A 19,023-nucleotide genomic window follows, 5' to 3' on the forward strand; every position below is an offset into this window, starting at 1 on the left:
CTGTGGTCAACGTGTCGAGTAAGTCGGTCGGCAATAGATTCAGCTTAGCCGAATATCCCTTGACAAATTCTCTCTATAAATTAAAAAACTCTAATGTATAGAAATATAACTTTCAGCTTACTGCTCAGTTCGGCTTTCAATTCTGTTTAGAACGCGCCGTAACTTACGGCTGACGCATTGTGGATTGCTTAGGAATTTATATGGTATTTTAATCAAAACGGTTTGGATGAGGTTTTGCGTGACCCAGGCTCTTTTCTCTCTCGATGGACAAAGTTTGATTCTCCCGGCTTCGATCAACGGGAGGTTGGATCCTTCGGCCCCCTCCGATGACGCTGCCCGTCTTCAATTGGCACAGGCCGAATTTTCGATTCTCATCAGCCTCGCGCTGCAGCGCTTTTCCAACAGGGTGGATGTCCCGGAAACGGTCAAATGGCTGATCGGCGAACTGCACACGATCCGCCACAAGTTCGGTCCTCGTGTCTGGCAGCAGATGATCCCGTTCATCCAGGCGCACCCCTCGGCAGAAATTCTGCAGCAATGCCCCTTCACCCGCTGGTCGTTTGAGAAACCGCGCGGCTATTCGGGCGATGCCAGCCTGATCGACTTCATCTACCGCCACCCGGCCGTCGATGCGGAAATGGCTCGGTCCACCGAAATGGGCCTCGAAATCTTCGAATACACCATCAATGCGCCGGGTCCGGTGGCGGTGCGCGAGCGGCGCGACCTGCTGACGGCCCATGTGGACGCGACGGCAGACCGCGTGGACGATGGCGCCGAAATCCTGGCTGTCGCGGCCGGGCATCTGAGGGAAGCGGAAGCCTCGACGGCGCTCGCCGGGAAGCGCCTCAAGCGCTGGGTCGCGCTGGATCAGGATCCGCAAAGCATCGGCTCGATCGCCAGCCAGTTCCATGGCACGGCGGTGGAGGCCATCGACGGCTCGGTCCGCAGCCTTCTGGCCCGCAAGCATGCGATCGGCACCTTCGACCTGATCTATGCGGCCGGCCTCTATGACTATCTCGCCGATCGCGTGGCCATCAAACTGACGCAGACCTGCCTCGACATGCTCAAGCCGGGCGGCGTCTTCCTCTTCGCGAATTTCACCGACGAAATGGCCGATGACGGCTACATGGAATCCTACATGAACTGGGAGCTCCTGCAGCGGTCGGAAGCCGATATGTGGCGCATCGCCCATGAAAGTGCGGACGGCATCGGGGCGAGGAAGAAAGTGTGGTTCGGCACGAACCGCAACATCATCTACGCGACCATCGAAAAGCTGTGATGCGCGAATGGCCGGCACACCGCCGGCCGTCTTCTTCCTTAAGCAGCGGGCTGGTCTTCGCGTTCTGGCCTGTCGACCGGCAAGGCCGCGTGGCGCGCAGGGATGCCGTCCTCCCTCTGGGTAAGACCCGACAGCGCGGTGCGAATGGTCGCACCGTCAACGCTGGAACCGCGGCCCGCAATCGTCCTCTCCCCCCGCTTCAAGACGACGGGATTGTCTCATCCGTCAGAGACTGAGCCTAGTATGGCAGGCAGCCGCTGGTTGTCAGCCTGCAGGGCGGTGGCCGCACGACAGGGACGTAGCCGCCTTCCGCGGCACGCAGCGCCTGCTTGCGCTTGTGCGCAGCAAGCGCCTCGGCGGACGACGAGGCAGCGCTAGGACGACCTGTCTCGCCCGGTGCCGTCGTGCAGCCGGCGAGGACGGCGGCGACGAGAAGGCCAACCGTGGCCAGGCGCGCAAGGCGCAAGTTCTGCATGGTGACATCCTTCCCCGTAACCCTTGAGACGCCCTCTCCCAGCCACCGGCCAACCAGCACTTGGATGCGGACATGATCTTGCCACCATATGGCGGCATTTCCGACGCGTTTGATTAAAACACTGTTAAGTCTGTCGCTTTACCTCTGGCATCAGGGACATGAACGACGCCCCAACGATCCGCTCAGCGGTGGTTCATGTCGATGCTCTATCTTCTGCCAGGGATAAAGGCTCCCATCAAGTCGAGGACAATTCATGAAAAAGCTCGCCCTTCTGCTCGCATCACTGCTCGTGTCGTCGACGGCTTATGCCGATGACATTTCGCTGGGCGTCCCCGGTTATGGTGGCAGCGGCTGCCCGTCCAACAGCGTCTCCGCAACCATCAGCCCCGATGGCAAGGCGCTGAGCCTGCTGTTCGACGAATATGTCGTCCAGGCCGGCGGTGACACCGGCAAGAACTTCGACCGCAAGACCTGCAACGTCGCCATTCCAGTTCACGTGCCCCAGGGCCGGAGCGTTTCGGTTCTGGCGATCGATTATCGCGGCTTCAACCAGCTGCCGCGCGGCGCGCGGTCGCAGTTCAATGTCGAATATTTCTTCGCCGGCACGGCCGGTCCGGTGTTCCGCAAGACCTTCACCGGCCCGAACGAGCAGGATTACCTGATCTCGAACAAACTGACGGCGGACTCGCTGATCTGGTCGGCCTGCGGTGAGGACGTGAACCTGCGCACCAATTCCAGCATCCGCGTCAACACCACGCGCGGCCAGGAAGCCATGGCGACGGTCGACACGCAGGACGTCAGGGCTGCGATCGTCTATCAGCTGCAGTGGAAGACCTGCCGCTGACAAGCCGCTCGCCGCTTCAGCCGCGCTCGATCGAGGCCGCGGAAGGTCGCGGCGCGGCCATCCGGTCATCGGCACCTCGTGATGCCGATGACTGCCATGGCAGGGGGATGCGCTGTGGGTGACAGCCTGCCCTCCCCCCTGCCCGACCGGCGGCAGCGTCGCCCTCCCTCCTCGCTGAAAGAACTGCCGATGCGTCTGCGTCCGTCCCTCGCTTTGTGTCTTCTCGGCAGCGCCGCTGCCTTTCCCGCTCAGGCCATGGCCGCCAACGGATGCGCGGACGGAACCTTTTCCAGCGTCACCTCGCCGGACGGCAACGCCACCAGCCTTCTCTTCGACGACTTCTCGGCAACCGCCGGGGATGGCGCAGGACGCGGCCGGGCGCGCAGCACCTGTCGTGTCGAGGTTCCGGTCACGCAACCGGGCGGGTTCAGCGTGTACGGCGTGGATTATCGCGGCTTCGTAGCGACCGAAGCGGGCCAGACGGCCACGATCATCACGCGCCAGAACGGCGAGCAGGTGATGCGCTACCAGGTCACCGGTCCGCTGCAGGACGATGTCGAAACCGGCACCAAGGTCGGAACGTCCGGCACCGACAGGCTGGGGCTGACGGTCGTCGTCGAGGCCACCTCCCCGCTCGATCCGGCGCTTGGCGACGGGACGCTGCTTCTCGACACGATCGATATCGCGCGGCTCGGCTATACCACGCAGGCCTCGGTCGACGGCTCCGCCGATCAGCTGGCGCGCCAGCGGCAGGCGATCGCGACAGGGCTGATGACGACCGCGGACGGGCTTCTGGGTGCTGGCGAGCGCTTCGACGAAGGGAGCTCGCTGGGCCTCTTCGGCAGCTCGAGTGCCTCGGCCGGCTTCAAGGGCCGCTGGGAAGCCGGCAGCGGGATTACGGTTCTGGGCGGTGCCGCCTTCGTCGACCCGCATGAGGATGCCGTGTCGCTCGATCCCCTGGCCTTGATCGCAGGCGCCGTCCGTTACACGACCCCGCAGGCAACATGGCGCGGCTTCGGCGAGGTCGGTCTCTGGGGCTCGCCCAATGTCACGGCGCATCTTTCCCGCGACTATCTGAACGGAACCGATCGCGTTTTCGCAGGGGGCACCGTCGATGGGTCGCTCTTGAGCACCTATGCAAGGATCGGCGCCGTCTATGCGCCCGATGCGGCCAACGAGCTGGTCATTGCTGCGCGGCTTGGCCGCTCTTGGCTCGATCTTGACGGCTACAGCGAAGCGGCAACGGGCCGCAATCTTTTCGCAGCCACGGTGGAGGACGGAACCTCGCACCAGACCGTCGCCAGCGCGGAACTCGCCTGGAGCCACCAGACGGACGGTCGCTTCGATTATACGGTGTCCGGCGCCGCGGGTCGCATCTTCGCCGATGATCAGGCGGTACGCGCCAGGGTCGATTGGGTCGGGCGGGTTGATGGACAGGCACGCGACCAGAGCTTCGCCGCTCTCGCCGGCCGGCTGGGCTATCGTCTGGATGATGTCTGGCGGATCGACACATCCCTCTCCGCTACTTTCCGGGAGCACGAAAAGCCGGTCTGGAACCTCGGCGCGCAGGTCAAGGCCGCCTTCTGAGACCGTCATCCGCGTCTCCGAGCACCTCGCGGGCATCACGGCGACCGCCGTGACCATGCTTTGGGCCTATCCGCAGGGCTGCGGAGCTGCGCGCCGTCAATGCGCCGAAATAAGCCGTCTCGGCAGCTCGACTGCCGCACGCGGGCGATAGCCGCGTTTGCGCTTGGCTTTGAGCAGGTCGAGAAAAAGGGCAACGGCCTCCTGCTCCCGCTCGAAATGGTGGACCATCACCTGCCCCGTCGTCCCGATGCGGCCCCAGCGCCGCAAAAGGCAGACATCGCCGAAGAGGCTCCTCTCGATCGACAACGTATAATAGCGCGCCATCCGCCTGGAGGCATCACGTCGTTCGATCGTCACTCTGTAGGGTTGCGTGAGCATGGAGCGAAGATCGCGCGTCCGCGAATCCTCGTCCAACGAGAGTTATGAATCGATGAGGCGTGAGTGATTCATGAGCGTGATGGGTTCTCGGCGCGGGTGAGGACGGCGCTTCAGCTGCGACTATGCTCGGGGGTCGCTTGAGACGACGCTGGAGCCTAAAGGACGGCATTATATGTCTAGCATATTTTTTAGTGATGAGTAATATTGCGCCGTATTCACGCGTAAAGGATGCTGCGATGTTTGAATGGATTTCGAATTACGAAGGAACGTCCGACAACGACGATTATTCACCCGTAATGTGGGGCGAAAATCCGCTGAACATATGGTTCATGAACGGATATGGCGGAGACGACAGCCTCACAGGTGGTTACAATTCCGATGAAATTAATGGCGGGAATGGCAACGACACGCTGAACGGCCTGTCGGGCAACGACACGGTGACGGGCGGGAACGGCGACGACAAGCTTTACGGAGACAGCGGCGAAGATACGCTGAATGGCGGTCGGGGAGACGACAAGATCTATGGAGGGGCAGGGGCAGACGAGCTTAAAAGCGACCGTGGGGCGGATTTTCTGTCCGGCGGATCCGGCGACGATGTCATCTATCTGTCCGGCTACGGCGAGAAGACGGCGAACGGCGACTCCGGGGACGACACCTTCGTTCCGGATTGGGACTACGACACCATTAACGGCGGCACGGGGATCGACACGGTCGACTACTCCGGGAATGCCTTGAGAGGCGTCTGGGTCAACCTGCAACTCGGGCGGGGTGAGGGAGACATCGCGGATGGTGACACATACCGCTCGATCGAGAACGTGATCGGAACATCCTATTCCGACGTGCTGATCGGCAACGGAGCCTACAACATGCTGACCGGCGGGAAGGGCGACGACGTCATCCGTGGCGGTTTCGGAGGCGATGAACTGGATGGCGGGAAAGGTACCGATACGCTCAGCTATAACGGCTCGGGCGCCGGCGTCGTCATCGACTTGTCGACCGGGTCGGCCTCCGGCGGCGACGCTCAAGGCGATACTTATTTCAATTTCGAAAATGTCAGCGGGAGCGCCTTCAACGACAGCCTCACGGGTGACGAGGGTGACAATGTCTTGGTCGGCGGCGCCGGAGACGACGCCCTGTCGGGCGCGGGCGGTGCCGACATTCTGCGCGGCGGTGCAGGCAGCGACATCTTGACCGGCGGAGTGGGGAAGGATCTCCTCTACGGTGGAGGCGGAGCGGACAAATTTGTCTTCACGGATTTGACGGACTCGAGCGTTTCACGAGACAATCAGGATGTGATCATGGATTTCTCCGAAAGGCAGAAGGACAAGATCGATCTGTCAGCTCTTGATGCGAATGCAGCGGTCGCTGGCGACCAGGCTTTCCACTTCATCGGAAAGGCCCAGTTCAGCGGCCATGCCGGCGAGCTCCGCTTCAAGTCCACCTGGTATGAGACGATCGTCTACGCCGATGTCGACGGCGACAAGATCGCCGACTTCGCGATCCATCTCTATAATCCCATCAAGATGACCGACGGAATGTTCATCCTGTGACTGTATGAAGCAGAGGCAGGACGCGCGCGTTCTGCCTCTGCTCGCACTCTCCTATGGCTGCTGATCCAGAAACGCTCAATTGCGCCGAAACCTGCGCTCACCGCGGGTCATCCTGCGCTGGAAACGGCTCTTCTGTCCCGAAACGGGACGAATCGGACCGCGAAGCTTACGCGAGGCTGGTCATTTGGTCATACCCTTAGAAGGTGTGACCTCCGGACTCTTGTATTCCCGGAAATAAGTCAGAAAAGTCACTTGCAACGAATCTAATGTGGCGAGTGCGCTTGTGGCCCGATTGTTCTGCCGTTCCTTTTCCAAACACGCAATTCCGCAGCTGGCGGTCCTGGGTGTCGTCCTGGCAGCCCTGTCGGCCTGCAGCTCGACAGGCGGGATGAAGCAGAGTGCAGCACCGGCTGTCGTCGGCCGGGAGAAGGCGCTGGCCTTCCCGCCGCCCGGCGCCGCGGGCATCGTCAGCGTGATCGAACGCAAATATGCCAATGCCGTCGCGCAGGATATCATCCTGGAAACGGCAACTTCCACGCCCGGCGAGAATTATCTGAAGGTGCAGTTCTTCGGGCCTGCGGCCTCCGATTTCGCGGGGGCGGAGCGCCTGTCGCGCGCCGGGTTCAACCCTGCATTGATCGCCCGCGATCTTCGCAGCGAGTTCCCCGGAATCCGCATGGCGATGGCCGGAACCTACCAGCAGAATGGCTATGGCCCCTTCGCCTATGCCTATGGGGTCGATGAGCGCCGTGGGGAAAGCTGCCTCTATGCCTGGCAGCAGATCAGCTCCTCCGAACACGCCCGCAACGGCATCAACGATCTCGGCATGATCCGCACGCGGCTGCGGCTCTGCGAGCCGGACAGTTCGCTCGCCTCGCTCCTGTCGGTCATGCACCACTACACGCTGTCCGGCGGCTTCGCCGATCCGCGCTGGAACCCCTATGGCCCGCCGCCGGAGCCCGATCCGCGGATCGGCCAGGTGGGCAAGCCGATCTACAGTCTGCCGACGACAGTCGAGGTCGCAGCGCCCCGCGCCACTCCGGTTGCCGCACCGCGCCGGGCACCCCGTGTTGAGGCTGCCCGGGCCGAGATCGCAGCGCCAGCCCGGTCCGCGCGAAGCCCCATGCGTGAGGCCCTGATGCCCAGCCCGTCCGTCATGACACCGTCAGCGGTCAGCCCGACCGTCATGATCCCGGCACCGCGCCTGCCGCAACCGGCCGATGCCGCAGCCGAGGCGCGCACGGTGGGAATTCCTTCGTCCGGTCCTGCCCTTCCCGCCGCGACCACAGCGGGCGCTCCGGCAAATCCCGCGCCGCCTGCCATTCCTCCAGCGCCCTGCGCGGCGACAGGTGCCGGATGCGGCGGCTTTTGATCATTCCCGGCCGATGTGGCCGTCCGACGACGATCTTCCCCGGCGCAAGCGCTGGGGGAGTGCAGGAACATGACCGTATCTTAACGACAGGCCTCGTAAGGTCCGCGCATTCGCGGGCTGCGGCGCTGGTCGCGTCATTCGCAGCACAGTCCTCGCTCTATCGAGAGAAAGCGTAAGTCATGGCCAAGGCGATCACCATAATCAGCTGGATGCTCGTATCGCTGTTCGTCATCAATCTGGTGACCTTGCCGGTCAGCGTGTCGACGCACCTGGTCGCGGCCTTTCTCTGCATGGCTCTTCTGGCGGTGCTGAAGGTGTTCGACAAGACCGGCCGGTGGCGGCTGATCGGGCTCGGCTTCGGCACGGCCATCGTGTTGCGCTATGTTTACTGGCGCACGACGAACACGCTGCCGCCGCTGAGCCAGCTCGAGAACTTCATTCCCGGCTTCCTTCTCTACCTGGTGGAAATGTACAGCGTCGCCATGCTGGCGCTCAGCCTCTTCCTCGTGTCGATGCCGCTGCCGGAAAAGCAGAAGCGCGCGCCGCAGCCGACCGGCTCCCTGCCGAAGGTCGATGTGTTCGTGCCGACCTATAACGAGGACGCCCAGCTTCTGGCCAATACGCTGGCCGCCGCCAAGAACATGGACTACCCGGCAGACAAGCTGACGATCTGGCTGCTCGACGATGGCAGCACCGTGCAGAAGCGCTCGGTCAACGATGTGCCTTCGGCCAAGGCCGCCGAGCGGCGTCACGCCGAGCTGACTAAGCTCGCCGCCGATCTCGGGGTCAACTATCTGACGCGCGAGCGCAACGAGCACGCCAAGGCCGGCAATCTCAACAATGGGCTCAAGTATTCGGACGGCGAACTCGTCGTCGTCTTCGATGCCGACCATGCGCCGGCCCGCGACTTCCTTCACGAAACGGTCGGCTATTTCGAGGAGGATCCGCGCCTCTTCCTCGTGCAGACGCCGCATTTCTTCCTCAACCCCGATCCGATCGAACGCAATCTCAAGACCTTCGGCCATATGCCGAGCGAGAACGAGATGTTCTACGGGCTGATCCAGCGCGGACTGGACAAGTGGAACGCCTCCTTCTTCTGCGGCTCGGCCGCCGTGCTCCGCCGCAAGGCGCTGGAGGAAACCGATGGTTTCTCCGGCATCAGCATCACCGAGGATTGCGAAACGGCGCTGGCACTGCATTCGCGCGGCTGGAACAGCGTCTATGTCGACCGGCCGCTGATCGCCGGCCTGCAGCCGGCAACCTTTGCAAGCTTCATCGGCCAGCGCTCCCGCTGGGCTCAGGGAATGATGCAGATCCTCATGTTCCGTCTGCCCATGTTCAAGCGCGGTCTGACGCTTGCGCAGCGGCTTTGCTACATGTCCTCGACGCTGTTCTGGCTCTTCCCCTTCCCGCGCATGATGTTCCTCATCGCGCCGCTCTTCTATCTGTTCTTCGATCTCGAGATCTTCGTGGGCTCCGGCGGCGAGTTCTTCGCCTATACGATGACCTACATGCTCGTGAACCTGCTGATGCAGAACTATCTCTATGGTCGCTACCGCTGGCCGTGGATTTCAGAAATCTACGAATATGCGCAGACCGTGCATCTGCTGCCGGCCGTGATCTCGGTCATCCTCAACCCCAGCAAGCCGACCTTCAAGGTCACGGCCAAGGACGAATCCATCGCCGAAAGCCGTCTGTCGGAGATCGCCCTGCCCTTCTTCGTCATCTTCGCCGTGCTGCTTGCGGCCATGGGCATGGTGGTCTACCGGCTCTACACCGAGCCGGCGAAGACCGACGTGACGCTGGTGGTGGGCGCCTGGAACTTCCTCAACCTGATTATCGCCGGCTGCGCGCTCGGCGTGGTCACGGAACGGGGCGACAAGTCGGCCGCCCGCCGCGTCAAGATCATGCGGCGCTGCGAATTCAAGGTCGGCGAAAGCTGGTATCCGGCAGTGATCGAAAACGTCTCGGTCAACGGCATGCTCGTCCATGTCTACGACAAGGCGCTGATGCCGCTGACCCCCGGCACGTTCGAGGCGATCCGCGTCATCCCCTATAGCGACGGCGTGCCGGATACCTTGTCCGTCAACATCGTGCGCAGTTCCAAGGGCGAGGGTGAATCGATCAGCCTTGGCTGTGCCTTCGCGCCGCAATCGGCTGTCGATCACCGGCTCATCGCCGATCTGATGTTTGCCAATTCTGCGCAGTGGAGCGAGTTCCAGATGGGGCGGCGCAAGAACCCCGGCCTCATCCGCGGCACGGTGTCCTTCCTCGGCATCGCGCTTTTCCAGACCGGGCGCGGCCTCTACTACCTCCCGCGCGGCTTCTCCTCGATCCGCCCGAAACTGCCCGTTCTCGCTCCGAAGGCCCGGTGATGATGATGAAGCGCACCCTGCTCGCCTGCCTGCTCGCCGCCGTTGCCCTGCCTGCGCCTGTGCTTGCCCAGGATCAGCCGCGCGCGGCCGGCGTCATGCCCTTCGACATGTCGGGCGAGCGGAAGCCCGAGGCGGCATCTACCCCACAAACGGCCGCTTCCCCGCTGGAAGCACCGGCTGCCGATCCGCGCACCACGCGCCGCCTGATCCTGCCGCACGGCACGGTGCGGCTGTCTGGCGAAGAGGATCGCCGCAGCTTCGCCTTGACGCTGACGCCGGAACAAGCTGCCGCTGCTCAGTCGATCACGCTCGCCTATCGCAATGCCGTCGTGGTGGCGCCCGAGACCTCGCAACTCGTGCTCACGGTCAACAATGTGAAGATCGGCGAAACCCCGATCGCCGCGCCCGAGGACGAGGTCAGCATCGAGATGCCGATCCCGGGCGGGGTCATCCAGCCGGGCGTCAACATCGTCACGATCGCCAGCGCGCAGCGGCATCGCACCGATTGCAGCGTGCAATCTACCTTTGACCTGTGGACGGACGTGCAGGCCAAGGGCAGCTTCCTCTCCTTCTCCTCCCCCGTCGCCGGCCAGCTCCTGCGGCTGGAGGACCTGAACTCCGTCGGTCCGGACGAGGCCGGCCGGCAGACGATCACGATCGTGGCGCCAGCGCTGGCCACGGCGAGCCGCGCCGATGCCTTGATGCGCCTCTCGCAAGGCCTCGCGTTGCGCATGGGCGGCCAGAACGTCACCGTCCGCCCGGACCTGCCCTCGGCAGAAGAGAGCGGCGGACTGACCGTGCTGCTCGGAACCCACAGCGAGCTGGCGTCTCTCCTGCCGACCCTGCCGGCAGATTCCGCAAGCACGCCGACATTGGCCTTCGCCGCGCTTCCGGGCAATCCGGCCAGCGCGCTCATCGTCAGCGGGCCAACGCCTCAGGCCGTGCAAGCGGCGGCCGATCGCCTGGTCGAGCAGGCCACGACCGAAAACAGCAAGGAGCGCGGCCAGGAAACCGGCCTGAAGACCGTTCCGCTTCTCACCGGCAAATCGGCGCTCACCCTGGCGCAGCTCGGCGTGTCGACCACCGAGTTTTCCGGCCGCCGGCTGCGCACGGAATTCAGCGTCGGCCTGCCCGGCGATTTCTATGCGAGCGCCTATGGCGAGGCGGAGCTGCTGCTCGATGCGGCCTATGCCGCCGACGTGCTGCCCGGCAGCCGCGTCAATGTCTATGTCAACGGCAATATCGCCACGACGGCACCGCTGACGACGCGCGGCGGCGGCATTCTCAAGCACATGCCGATCCGCGTTACCATGCGTCATTTCCTGCCGGGCGAAAACCGCATCGCCATCGAGGCCGTGCTGCTGACCGATCAGGACGATGCCTGCGTTCTGGGAAGCGCCTCGCAGAGCGGGCTGCGCTTCGCGCTCTTCGATACGAGCGAGTTCCGCATGCCGGACTTCGGCCGCGTCGCGAATTTCCCGAACCTCGCGGCGACAGCCGGCATGGGCGCCCCCTACGGCACGGGCGAGGCGCCCCGCACGGCGCTCTTCCTCGACCAGCCGAATGCCGAGACGCTTTCGGCTGCCGCAACGCTGGTCGGCCGGTTGAGCGCGACCGCAGGCCAGGCCTTCCCGATCGAGACCGTCGATACGGTGGAAACGCTCGAAGGCCGCGATGCCCTGATCGTCGGGGCTCTGCCGAAACTTCCCCCCGCCTTCGTTACGCGCATGGGGGTTTCCGCCGGAACCGACACGGCCTGGGCGGGCGGCAAGTCGCCTGCAAACGGCAGCCGTGGCGATACGGTCGACAGCTGGCGCGACAAGGTTTCCGTGCCGGGCTGGCGCAGCAGCATCGATGGCATCGATACCTGGCTGCAGCGCACTTTCGATCTGTCGCTCGGCTCGCTGGCCATCCTGCCGGGGGAAGACGACAGCTATCCGCTGCCGGGAACAGCCGATGTCATGCTGGCCCAGGCGGAAACGGGCGGCGCGACCTGGACGCTCGCCGCCGCGCCGACGACGGCGGCTCTCTCCAACGGCATCGCCGCCCTCGTCGAACCGGATATGTGGCGCCGGCTCGCCGGTCGCGTCGCCGCCTATGATACGCGCGGCGCGCGGCTCGATACGATCGCGCCGCAGCGGATCGTTTTGGCGGCGACCCAGCCTTTCTCCTTCACCGGCTGGCGCCTGATCGCCGCCAACTGGATGTCGACCAACATCCTGCTCTTCTCCCTGCTCTTCGTCGCCGCCTTCGCGATGCTTGGTCTCATCACCACGCTCCTCCTGCGCGGCCTGGGACGCCGGCACTGATGCCGCAGTCCCGTTCACTTCGCCCTTGCAGGGGCGGCCTTCCCTCCAGGCTCCGCCCCGCACCGTTTTTCTTCCCTCTGGGAGATGGTCATGACTAGGTTCGCCGCTTTCCTGCTGTCGTCGACATTGTGTGTCACGGTCGGCTATCATCTTGGCCACCGCACCGCCGAGACTGCCGACATGGCGCCGCTCGGTCTTTCGATGGCGCCGAATGGTGCGTTTGCCACCGGCGCCATTCCTCGCACCTTCGTCAGGACGCCGGGCGACGACCAGCAAGGGCCTGGCGAACCCATGGACGTTGCACAGGCCATGTCTCCGCCGGTCACGGAGCCGGTCGCGGAGGGATCATCGCCGCCGATGCTGACCGCGGAAGCGGCACCCGCCGCACAGTCCATGGCCACGACGGCGGACGTCGAAGAGCCGCTCGACCCTGCTGATGCGGAACTGCTTCAGCAGATGGATGCGCCGCCGGCCCCGAAGGTGGACGAAAGCGCCTTGCGCTATTTCGCGCGCCAGGGCGACACGGCGCGGCTGCAGATCGAGATCAACCGTCTGAAGGCGCTCTATCCGGATTGGGAGCCGCCGGCCGATCCGCTTGCTCCGCGCGCGGCGCCGGACAAGGCGCTGGAGACCATGTGGTCGCTGGCAGGAGAAGGGCGCTTCGCTCTTCTGCGCAAGGCGATCGAGCGCCGGCAGCAGAAGCAGCCGGGCTGGACGCCCCCTGCCCCTCTGATCGCCCAGCTGGAGCTCGGCGAAGCCCGCCTGCGGCTGGTCGCGGCCTCGAACGACAAGGCTTATGAGCGCGTCATCGATGAGGGCGCCGCGCATCCGCAGCTTCTCGTCTGTGACGAGATGGACATTCTCTGGCGGGTCGCCGAGGCCTTCGCCAAGACGGGCCGCGAGCCTCGGTCTCAGGACACCTATCGCTATATCCTGACGAGCTGCGACGCAGCAAAGGAGCGGCTGGCGACGATGCAGAAGGCGGCGCAGCTGCTGCAGCCCACCGCGATCGTCGATCTGCTGACGCTTGAGCGACGGGACGCCGAGGGCAAGGGCGAGTTCGACAGCGTGCGCAACGATCTGGCTCGCCGCTTCCTTTCGGTCGCTGCCAAGGATCCGGCCGCCACGGTTCCGCGCGAGTTCTTGACCCATATGGAGGAGCTGGCGGAAAGCACGCATCAGGCCTCCGACGCCCTGCTTCTCGGCTGGTATCACGAACGGCGCCAGAAAATGGTGCAGGCCGAATACTGGTTCCGCAAGGCCCGTGCGATCGAGGACACGGCCGAAGCAGCGCAGGGCCTGGCCCTGACGCTGATTGCGCGTAAAATGCCGCAGGAAGCCGAGGACATCCTCTATCGCTGGCACGCGGAGTCCGACGAGGTCCACGCGACCTATCTCGCGGCCGCGGCCGAACTTCTGGCGCTCGATCCGCCCGTCGCCCTGCAGCCGGACGTTCTGGCGCGAATGGGCAGGGATGCCGCGGAAGTCAAGGATGCCGCGCTTGCCGAACAGTTCGGCTGGTATGCGCGCGCCTTCGGGCAATCGCAGCTCGCGGCGCAATGGTTCGCGACCTCGCTGAGCTGGAAGACGGACAATGAGCCTGCCGCCTTTGGCCTCGCCCTGACGGCAAACGATCTCAACCTTCCCGATGTCGTTGCCCGCATCCAAGCGGAGTGGCAGGGTCGTTCGCCCCGCATCGCGACGCTTGGCCAGGCAGCGCCAGAAACGTCAGCAGCCGACGGCGCGGCGCCAGCGCTGTCCAGTTACTACGCGCCGGCACAGGCTGCCGCCGATCCGACTGGCCGGCTGATGGATGTGGCTGCACCAATCGCCGCCTCGCCGGCTCAAAGAACGGCCGCTCCCGCCCCGCAGACTGCTGCGGCCCCTTCGCAGCGGTCCCAATCGCCTCAGGTTCAGCCGGCTGCGCGCATCGCACAGGCCGCCCCCGCAGCGGCCGCCACGCCCAGGCGACAGGCCTATGCGGCCGTGTCGCCGGAGGCCGCCCCGGCCCGCACGGCCCAGCCGAGACGGTCGGCCGGCGGCACGCGCGGTTGCTCCGGACGGGCCTCGTCCGCATCGCTCTCGCCGGCAGCCAGCCTGCAGCGCGGCTGGTGCCTGATGAATCTGAAGCGCCCGGCAGAAGCAAGCCGCGCCTTCGAGGCCGCGTTGGAGAGCAGCGATCCGCAGGTGCGCGGCGACGCAGCCTATGGACAGAGCCTCGCCTTCCTGCGTCTCGGCCTGACGGAAAACGCCGCCGCATCGGCGAGCCGCGGACCGATGGACCAGCGCAAGGCGAGCGAAATTCAGGTTGCCCTGCTGACCAACCAGGCGCTCGCCGCCTATCAGTCCAAGCGCTACACGGAGGCTTTGCTGTTGCTCGATCGCCGCGCCGAACTTGCGCCCGAACAGGCCGATCTGATGGTGCTGCGCGGCTATGCCTATCTGTCGATGCAGCGCTACCCGCAGGCAATCCGGATCTTCGAGACTCTGGCCTCGACCGGCAATCGCGACGCGCTCAAGGGCCTCGCCGAAGCCCGCGCCGCCAAAAACCCGATCCCGGGGCAATGACAGGCCGAGGGGCCGCCGCAGACTGGCGGATACCTCGATGAATGACGAAGGGCTGGCCCACGGGCCGGCCTTTTTCATGATTGTCTTTGAGGTATCGTTGCCTACCCAGATGCATGTCCCGGCGGATTGTCTGTCTTTTGCTCTGCGACTCGCAGTTCGGACACCAGCGATTCTCGCTCTCCCTTGATTCTCTTGGTCTTGCGCGCTGCAAACAAAGCGTCTTTCCGTTGGCGGAGCGGAGAGTTGGAGGCCCTATACAGATGAATCTTTCCATTCCTGCAGACCGGTTTTCCGGCTAACCTTTTGTTAACATCCTGTATCTGCGGCCCTTTTTGGAGAGAAGCTCTGAGCCCTAGCCCCGCGAGGGATCCTGACGTTCTGCAAGCCGCTTGCTCAGGTCTGAGAATCGCGGCTTATAGTGAGCAGCGGTTTATAAAACCATTTTCTCCACAAACCGCTGTTACCGAATTTTGGGCGGACGATGAAAACGAACGCAGAAGCGCTGGCATCCCGGGAGACGCTCGTCAGTCTCATCGACCGGCATTCGTCTGCGCTTGCCGTTCAGTTGCAGGCGCATCATCTAAATACCTTTCCGCCGACCTCGGAAAAAGGAATTCGCCACTTTCAGCCCTCCGAGGCCGCCCGGTTCCTGGGTGTCAAGGAGGTTTACCTCCGCCAGGTCTCTAACGACATCGACGATCTCGAGGTGACCACGACGCCTGGCGGCCGTCGGTCCTATTCCGTGGAAGATATTGACCGTATTCGTCGCCATCTGGACAAGGTCGGCCGAGCGGACCGCCGCTATCTGCCCCGTCGACGCGACGGCGAGGCGCTTCAGATCGTCTCGATCATGAACTTCAAGGGGGGGTCCGGCAAGACGACGACGTCGGTCCACCTCGCCCAGTATCTGGCGCTCAAGGGCTACCGCGTCCTCGCGATCGACCTCGACCCGCAGGCGAGCATGTCAGCCCTGTTCGGGCATCAGCCGGAACTCGACGTGCATGTGAACGACACGATGTACGGGGCGATCCGCTATGACGACGCCCGTCGCCCCGCGAAGGACGTCATCCGCAAGACCTATATTCCCGGCCTCGATCTCGTGCCCGGCAATCTCGAGCTCATGGAGTTCGAGCATGATACGCCGCGCGCCCTGATGCGGCGGCAGCCGGGCGACGTCATGTTCTTCCAGCGCCTTGCCGATGCGATCGACGAGGTGCGGGACGACTATGATGTGGTGATCATCGATTGCCCGCCACAGCTTGGCTATCTGACTCTCTCGGCGCTGAGCGCGGCCACCTCCGTCCTCGTAACGGTCCATCCGCAGATGCTCGATGTCATGTCGATGAACCAGTTCCTTGCGATGGTCGCCGACCTCCTGCGCGAGGTCGCCGAGGCGGGAGGCAATGTCGATTTCGCCTGGCTTCGCTACCTCATTACCCGCTTCGAGCCCTCCGACGGCCCGCAGAACCAGATGGTCGGCTATCTCCGCTCGATCTTCGGCGCCCATGTCCTGAATTTCCCCATGCTGAAATCGACCGCCGTCTCAGATGCGGGCCTGACCAACCAGACGCTGTACGAGGTCGCGCGTGGCCAGTTCACCCGCAGCACCTATGACCGGGCGATCGAGTCGATGAACAGCGTCAACGACGAGATCGAAACCCTGATCAAGAAGGCCTGGGGGCGCACGACATGAGCCGGAAGAACCTTCTGAACCTCATTCAGGTGGATGCCGGAACCCCGCTTAAAGGCGCGACATCCGACAACACGCTCGTCGGGCAGGTCGCCACCACCATGCGCGAGGAGAAAGCGCGCCAGGCGCGCGCCGACGAGATCGAGCGCCGTCTGGCAGCGGGCCAGTCCGTCATCGAGCTTGATGCGGCACTTGTCGAGCCCTCCTTCGTCAGCGATCGGATGCCGGGCGAGATAGATGGGCTTGTCGCTTCCATCCGCGACCAGGGGCAGCAGGTGCCGATCCTGGTTCGCCCGCATCCCGAAGCGTCAGGGCGCTATCAGGTCGCCTTCGGCCACCGCCGCCTGCGTGCGCTGAAGGCGCTTGGTCTGCCGGTCAAGACGGTCGTGCGGGCTTTGAGCGACGAGCAACTGGTTATTGCCCAAGGGCAGGAAAACAACGAACGCCAGGATCTCTCCTACATCGAAAAGGCGCGGTTTGCGCAGCGGCTGCGGGAGCGGTTCGCGCGTGACGTCATCACCGCTGCCATGTCAATCGACAAGACCGAATTGTCGCGCATGCTCTCCATCGTCGATGCGATCCCGGCCGAACTGATCGAGGCGATCGGGCCGGCGCCCGGTATTGGCCGGAGAAGCTGGCAGGAGGTGTCGGATCTCTTGGAGAAGACCGATCCCGCGGCTGCCCTTCAGCGTCTGCGAACAGACGAGATGCAGGAACGACCGTCGCAGGACCGGTTCAAGGCGCTGCTTGCCGCGCTGAAACCGAAGAACGCCGCGTCACGGGCGCCGGATGTGCTGACCACATCATCGGGTCGGCAGCTGGGCCATGTCCGGCAGAGCGCGTCGAAGATCGAAATCATACTCGACAGGAAGGACGCCGCGGACTTCGCCGCCTTCCTGCTCACCGATGCGATCGCTCTCTTCGAGGAGCATCGTGCCACGATCAACGCAACAGAGGACACGTAAGCGCAAAAGAAAAGAGCCCCCAAAACGTCGCCGTCTCGGAAGCCCCTATCTGTCTAAGCACCAGTAGAATCGCATTTCCGAGAATCATCGTCAAGAGCCTTGGCGCCGTTTCGGCGAACGAACTTCTTTTGCCTCTTGGAAGGTGAAGAACGATGCATTCGGATCATGTGACGACGCCCTTCGGGCGGCGGCCGATCACGCTTGCCCTTGTCCGAGGGCAGCAGGCGGCCGGCACGCTGTCGGGCAGCAAGACGGCTGACAAATGGAAGGTCTTTCGCGATGCCTGCGCCGCGATGGAGCCTCTCGGCCTTCAATCCGCGAGCCTCGCGGTGCTCGACGCCTTGTTGAGCTTCCATCCTCAGAAAGAGCTGCGCGGTGACGGTCAGCTGGTGGTTTTCCCATCGAACGTGCAGCTCTCGCTGCGTGCTCATGGCATGGCGCCGTCGACGCTCCGGCGGCATCTGGCGGCGCTGGTCGATGCGGGGCTGATCATCCGCAGGGACAGTGCCAACGGCAAGCGCTTCGCGCGGCGCGGGACGGGTGGTGAAGTCGAGACCGCCTTCGGCTTCGACCTCGCGCCGCTGCTCCTGCGCGCCGACGAGCTGGCCACACTCGCCGAGACGGTCTTGGCTGCGCGCGAAACGCTGCGAAAGCTTCGCGAGAAGCTGACGATCTGCCGGCGCGACACCCGCAAGCTGCTGTCCGCCGCAATAGAGGAGCAGGCAGAAGGCGATTGGCAGTCCGTAGAGGACATCTATATCGGCCTCGTTGCCCGAATTCCCAGACGCCCGACGCTGCGCGATGTCAGCGATGCGCTCGAAAGCATGGAACTGCTGAAGGAGGAGATCCTCAATCGGTTGCAAGACAACGGGAATTCGATGAATCCAAGCACCAGTGACGGTCAAAACGAGCGTCACATACAGAGTTCAAATCCCGAGCCCTCTCATGAATCTGAACCTAGCTCTCGAGAAGAGCTGGGGCGGCCGCTGGGGCAAGAACCTCCGCCGCTGTCTCTGCGGGAAGGGCGGGAGAAAGTGGTCCAAGCGCCGATCAAGGCCTTCCCGCTCGGGCTCGTGCTGCGGGCCTGCCCGCAGATCGTGGAGTACGGGCCGAATGGCCGCATCGAGCACTGGCGCGAGATGATGAAGGCGGCGGTTGTCGTGCGTTCCTTCCTGGGTGTCAGCCCTTCGGCCTATGAGGAGGCCTGTGAAACCATGGGGCCCGAAAATGCAGCGGTGGCGATCGCCTGCATCCTCGAGCGATCGAACGTCATCAACTCGGCCGGCGGCTATCTCCGCGACCTGACCCGACGCGCGCAACGCGGCGAGTTCTCGCTCGGGCCGATGCTGATGGCGCTGCTGAGAGCGAATGGTGAAAGTGGGGAGCGGACGGGGTGACGGGGCGGCACGTTGTGAAGAGCGGGGACTTCGCCCGGGCCACGGTCTCGCTCGTTCCGGATGGAACGGGCTGAGATGACGGTCAAGGCGGCCGGGCGCATCAGGATGTAGGTTGCCGAACCCGGATGCGGCGCTGCCGGAGGCCCTTAGACCGTAAGCGCAGGAAGCGTGTCGATGCAAAGGCGGTTGGTCGATACGGCAAGGCCACGGAACGTCAGTTGACCGCGGTCAACA

General features: G+C 64.0%; 13 protein-coding genes. 11 read left to right on the plus strand and 2 right to left on the minus strand.

What is annotated here, in order from left to right:
* The first annotated feature begins 238 nt into the window (after nt 1-238).
* Nucleotides 239-1,279 carry a class I SAM-dependent methyltransferase gene (locus U8330_RS20930; protein ID WP_416236950.1) on the plus strand — a complete coding sequence of 347 codons (1,041 nt, stop codon included), beginning with the start codon at nt 239-241 and terminating at the stop codon, nt 1,277-1,279.
* Between the two features lie 238 nt (nt 1,280-1,517).
* Here U8330_RS20930 and U8330_RS20935 read toward each other — a convergent pair whose 3' ends face one another.
* Nucleotides 1,518-1,754 carry a hypothetical protein gene (locus U8330_RS20935; RefSeq protein ID WP_323107516.1) on the minus strand — a complete coding sequence of 79 codons (237 nt, stop codon included), beginning with the start codon at nt 1,752-1,754 and terminating at the stop codon, nt 1,518-1,520.
* A 253-nt stretch (nt 1,755-2,007) separates the two neighbouring features.
* On the opposite strand from U8330_RS20935, the gene U8330_RS20940 reads away from it, so the two are divergent.
* On the plus strand, nt 2,008-2,598 hold the full coding sequence (locus U8330_RS20940; protein WP_323107517.1) for a DUF4360 domain-containing protein: 591 nt from the start codon (nt 2,008-2,010) through the stop codon (nt 2,596-2,598).
* Between the two features lie 189 nt (nt 2,599-2,787).
* Complete coding sequence (locus U8330_RS20945) at nt 2,788-4,185, plus strand: DUF4360 domain-containing protein (RefSeq protein ID WP_323107518.1); 1,398 nt, start codon at nt 2,788-2,790, stop codon at nt 4,183-4,185.
* Nucleotides 4,186-4,281: 96 nt separating this feature from the next.
* Here U8330_RS20945 and U8330_RS20950 read toward each other — a convergent pair whose 3' ends face one another.
* Nucleotides 4,282-4,563: a WGR domain-containing protein gene (locus U8330_RS20950; RefSeq protein WP_323107519.1), complete on the minus strand. Its 282-nt coding sequence runs from the start codon at nt 4,561-4,563 to the stop codon at nt 4,282-4,284.
* Between the two features lie 236 nt (nt 4,564-4,799).
* Here U8330_RS20950 and U8330_RS20955 point away from each other — a divergent pair, with 236 nt between their 5' ends.
* The 8 genes from U8330_RS20955 (at nt 4,800) to repC (ending at nt 18,789) form a co-directional block, all read left to right on the plus strand.
* Nucleotides 4,800-6,113, plus strand: a complete 1,314-nt coding sequence (locus U8330_RS20955) for a calcium-binding protein (protein ID WP_323107520.1) — start codon at nt 4,800-4,802, stop codon at nt 6,111-6,113.
* A gap of 388 nt (nt 6,114-6,501) precedes the next feature.
* Complete coding sequence (gene bcsN, locus U8330_RS20960; protein ID WP_323107521.1) at nt 6,502-7,485, plus strand: cellulose biosynthesis protein BcsN; 984 nt, start codon at nt 6,502-6,504, stop codon at nt 7,483-7,485.
* A gap of 179 nt (nt 7,486-7,664) precedes the next feature.
* Nucleotides 7,665-9,860 (plus strand): UDP-forming cellulose synthase catalytic subunit, encoded by a 2,196-nt coding sequence (gene bcsA, locus U8330_RS20965; protein ID WP_323107522.1) that lies wholly within the window; start codon nt 7,665-7,667, stop codon nt 9,858-9,860.
* Nucleotides 9,860-12,169 carry a cellulose biosynthesis cyclic di-GMP-binding regulatory protein BcsB gene (locus U8330_RS20970; protein ID WP_323107523.1) on the plus strand — a complete coding sequence of 770 codons (2,310 nt, stop codon included), beginning with the start codon at nt 9,860-9,862 and terminating at the stop codon, nt 12,167-12,169. Before bcsA ends, U8330_RS20970 begins: the two co-directional genes overlap by 1 nt.
* 90 nt (nt 12,170-12,259) lie before the next feature.
* A complete protein-coding gene (locus U8330_RS20975) occupies nt 12,260-14,737 on the plus strand; it encodes a cellulose synthase (protein WP_323107524.1) in 2,478 nt (825 codons plus the stop codon).
* 481 nt (nt 14,738-15,218) lie between these two features.
* Nucleotides 15,219-16,430, plus strand: coding sequence for a plasmid partitioning protein RepA (repA, locus tag U8330_RS20980; RefSeq protein ID WP_323107525.1), 1,212 nt, complete (start codon nt 15,219-15,221; stop codon nt 16,428-16,430).
* Nucleotides 16,427-17,392, plus strand: a complete 966-nt coding sequence (gene repB, locus U8330_RS20985; RefSeq protein WP_323107526.1) for a plasmid partitioning protein RepB — start codon at nt 16,427-16,429, stop codon at nt 17,390-17,392. Before repA ends, repB begins: the two co-directional genes overlap by 4 nt.
* Nucleotides 17,393-17,544: 152 nt before the next feature.
* Nucleotides 17,545-18,789, plus strand: coding sequence for a plasmid replication protein RepC (repC, locus tag U8330_RS20990; RefSeq protein ID WP_323107527.1), 1,245 nt, complete (start codon nt 17,545-17,547; stop codon nt 18,787-18,789).
* The last annotated feature ends 234 nt before the right edge of the window (nt 18,790-19,023 follow it).

This window comes from Rhizobium sp. CC-YZS058 (assembly GCF_034720595.1).
Taxonomy (GTDB): domain Bacteria; phylum Pseudomonadota; class Alphaproteobacteria; order Rhizobiales; family Rhizobiaceae; genus Ferranicluibacter.